The following is a 3,455-nucleotide window of genomic DNA, read 5'->3' on the forward strand; positions in this document are numbered from 1 at the left end:
GTCCCTTGAAGCGCTGCACCGCAGGCTCCACGGCAGCAGCGCCTTGGCCAGCCTAGCGCTCTTGGCGGCGTTGTCACCAAAACCGCTGCCACGCTCGATCCCGGCCACCACGTCCTATTGATGGTCGATCTGCTGGATCGACTCACGCAGCTGGTCATCCAGCATTGTGCGGTCGGTCACCACGATCACCGAGGCAAAGCGGCGCGAACCGTCAGCCTCGTGTATCCGGATCAGGCTATGGCAGAGCCAGGCGATGGTGTTGCTCTTGCCCGAACCGGCACTGTGTTCCAGCAGGTAGCGCCTTCCCACACCCTCGCTGTGTACCACGGCATCCAGCCGGGTCACCACCTACCACTGGTGATAGTGGGGAAAGAACATCGTCTCCTGCTTGTAGCGGCGCCGTTGGCGTCCTCCATCTGCCTATTTTCGAAGATGAAGAAGCAATGATCAGCTTCAGCAGTGCGCCACCTTGTAGAGCAGCTTGTTGGAGAATTTGAACTGCTCGAACACGGCACGGGCGTTGGCGGAGAAGTTGTTGATGTAGTCCTCCAGCTTGGCCAGGGTATCGGCCACACCGAGGTTGTTCAGCTGGTAGCGAGAGGTGTTGTAGAACTGCTGGCCGCTGACTTCGGGGAGTACCAGATAGGAGTTGATGCCAAGCTCGGCGATCTCCGCATGCTTGGTGAGTACGGCATCGCGGGTCGGCTCCAGCACGCATTCAAAACGGCGCAGCACGGTGAAGGGGAGGATCACCAGACCGTATTCAGATTGTCTGAAGTCGCCGCGTAGCAGCTCCGCCACCGACCAGATAAGGCCGCCGAGATTTTTTTGTTCCATGTGTTGGCCAGAATTATCGTTATTCGGCCGAAGGGGGAGGCCTATGTGTGCGAGCGCTATAGTAATTCACTCTTCTGTCCTGTGAAATTTCCATGAAAAGTGTATTTGAATATCATTATGAACTTATCTGCTGTGACGATGTCCGACTAAGTAGATAGAAAATATTTATACAAGCATAATGAGGTATTTCAGTGTCTGCATTGATCGACAATTTTCCCTACAACGGCGTGGTGACGGTGAACCGTGTCATCCTGAAACCTGAGTACAGCGTGGACGACCTCCAGGAGCGGGTCGCTTATCTGTGTGAGAACGTGAAGACCTACCACTCGGATACAGGTTTCGTGGGGGGCTTCGTCTCCCTCAACAGTGGCAACATCTCCAATGAGGGGAGTACAGTGGGCCAGCCGGTGGAGAGCCCGCTGAAGGGGCGCGAGGCGCTTATCATCACCTTTTGGAACTCCTTTGAGGAGCACGAACAGTCCCATCGCAGTGAGACTTTCCAGCCGTTGTTCAGCAAGGTGCTGGAGCTGTGCGAGAACGGCAATGAGGAGATCGCCTACGAAATGCTCTGGTCTGGGCGCGCCTACACACCTGAAGAGGCGACCAAGGCGCGTGAGGCGAAGGCGGCACATCTGCACGCGGCGGCTTGAGTCCCTCCCGCTTCTCAGAGCCCCAGGTGGGTCATCCGCAGGCCGGAGAAATCAATCTCTGTCATCGGCACATTGGCCAACCGTTTCACATAGAGGCGAATAAAGCGACTGAGCTTCTCCAACTCCGGATCACCCAGCGGCACCCACCTGGGCGATGAACTCGTAGCGGCGTACAAACTTGCGCATGCCGTCGCGCAGCTTCATCAGCGTTTTGCGCTCGGCGGCGTATTCGGAACGCTGCATCTCGACCACCGACCAGATGAGGCCGCCGAGGTTTTTTGTTCCATGTGCCGCCCTGTTTATTGCTTTTCTACAGGGTGGCCAGTTGTCTGACATCCCTGTGCTTCATCTTCGATATTAAGTGTCTTGCGATGACAAGGCGGTAAAGTGCTCAGCAAACTTCGTGTGAGCGCAGCAGAATCTCGGAATTATCCAGGGCACCGACCCTAGGAAAAGCCGATCTGCACGGATCAGCAGCTCATCCCTGAGCACTAAATCCGCCTTGAGGCGACCATGAGAGGGTGGGAATCAGACGCGAGGCAGAATAATAGGCAAGCTTCGTCAGATAGAGCTACAACTCAATCGCATACTTTTTCATGCGGTAGAGCAAAGTATCCCGCGAGAGTCCGAGGAGACGGGCTGCCTTGCTGCGGTTACCACTGGTGCGACCCAAAGCCTGTTGGATGAGATTAGCCTCCAACTCATCCAACACTAATCCATCATCCGGCAGGACAAAATCCCTACCGGAGGCCCCATCCAGCCGGGACTGTTCGCGGATCTCCAAGGGAAGGTTTTCCGCCCGGATAATCCGATCACTGAACAGGATAAGCATGCGCTCACTCAGGTTTTTCAGCTCACGAACGTTGCCGGGCCAGCTATAACGTCGCAACAGCTTCATTGCTGTTTTGGAGTAGATGGGCGGGGCCAGCTTATATTGTTCCGCCAATTCATCAGTCAAGCCCTGAAGCAGGCCGTCGATATCCCCCGAACGATGCCGCAAGGCTGGCAGCTCCAAGGGTACGATGTAGAGACGGTAGTAGAGATCAGCCCTGAAGCTACCTTCCTTTACTGCTTGTGCCAAATCACGGTTAGTCGCGGCCACCACGCGCACATCCACCACCTCGGGCTGGGCTTTTCCCACCGCCTGGCACTCGCCAGACTCAAGGAAGCGCAGCAGTTTTGCCTGCGCACTAAGGGGCAGTTCCGAAATCTCATCAAGGAACAGAGTGCCTCCAGCTGCCGCCTGCACCCTACCCGGTTGGTCTGAGACAGCACCAGTAAAGGCTCCCTTACGGTGGCCGAACAACTCCGACTCCACCAGCTGCTCAGGCAGAGCGGCACAATTGACGGTGAGAAACGGCCCATCTGAGCGGCGACTGCAGCCATGCAGGGCGCTAGCCAAGAGTTCCTTACCCGTACCACTCTCGCCGCTGACCAATACGGTCGCGTCGGTTGCGGCTACGATCCTCATCGCCCGGAGCACACTCAGGAACTCCGGCGCCTTACCCAGCAGATTTTGTCTTATCGCATGCATCTTTTCAGCCTATCTCATCACCTGATCCTACAAAATGAGAAGGATCAAATACCCCCAAAATAGTAACGTCACCAATCCATTTTTTAAACCCACTCTCCTCGGGAATTCTATTTGTCTCTACCTTTCTGCACCACCCTGTTGCTCCAATTTTGTCATCATCGGCCAATAAGGATTTTCATTCTTGGGATGATCGTGAAACCCCTCCCAAAATCGTTGAACCCAAGGCGATATGCAGGCTATATGATAGGAAAATGTGACTTCGTCACTTAAGCCCCCTGCCTTTGCCACCGATACTTCGAGTGTCATTTTTATAGGCCATCCTGTGGGTAGAGTCATGAAGCTGTTACGTACCATCGCCGCGATCACCCTCTCCACCAGTCTGCTTGCCGCCTGCGGCGGCAGTGGTGAATCAGTCAGTACACCAGTCGGGGAGA

Annotated in this window: 4 protein-coding genes; 1 reads left to right on the plus strand and 3 read right to left on the minus strand. The window is 55.4% G+C overall.

All coding sequences use genetic code 11. From position 1 onward, the window contains the following. Positions 1-114: 114 nt before the first annotated feature. Together RIFP1SYM_RS16015 and RIFP1SYM_RS16020 are read right to left on the minus strand one after the other, a co-directional pair. Positions 115-348 carry a DEAD/DEAH box helicase family protein gene (locus tag RIFP1SYM_RS16015; RefSeq protein ID WP_005966815.1) on the minus strand — a complete coding sequence of 78 codons (234 nt, stop codon included), beginning with the start codon at positions 346-348 and terminating at the stop codon, positions 115-117. Positions 349-453: 105 nt separating this feature from the next. Further along, the gene (locus tag RIFP1SYM_RS16020; protein ID WP_005966816.1) at positions 454-837 is read right to left on the minus strand and encodes a type I restriction-modification system subunit M N-terminal domain-containing protein; all 384 of its coding nucleotides are present in this window, start codon (positions 835-837) and stop codon (positions 454-456) included. A gap of 191 nt (positions 838-1,028) precedes the next feature. Between RIFP1SYM_RS16020 and RIFP1SYM_RS16025 the strand changes: the two genes are divergently transcribed. Beyond that, entirely contained in the window at positions 1,029-1,487 is a 459-nt protein-coding gene (locus RIFP1SYM_RS16025) for a hypothetical protein (protein WP_005966817.1), read from the plus strand. Between the two features lie 571 nt (positions 1,488-2,058). Here RIFP1SYM_RS16025 and RIFP1SYM_RS16030 read toward each other — a convergent pair. After that, positions 2,059-3,021: a sigma-54 interaction domain-containing protein gene (locus RIFP1SYM_RS16030; RefSeq protein ID WP_005966820.1), complete on the minus strand. Its 963-nt coding sequence runs from the start codon at positions 3,019-3,021 to the stop codon at positions 2,059-2,061. Between the last annotated feature and the right edge of the window lie 434 nt (positions 3,022-3,455).

The sequence above is a fragment of the endosymbiont of Riftia pachyptila (vent Ph05) genome, assembly GCF_000224455.1.
Classification (GTDB): Bacteria; Pseudomonadota; Gammaproteobacteria; order Chromatiales; family Chromatiaceae; genus Endoriftia; species Endoriftia persephonae.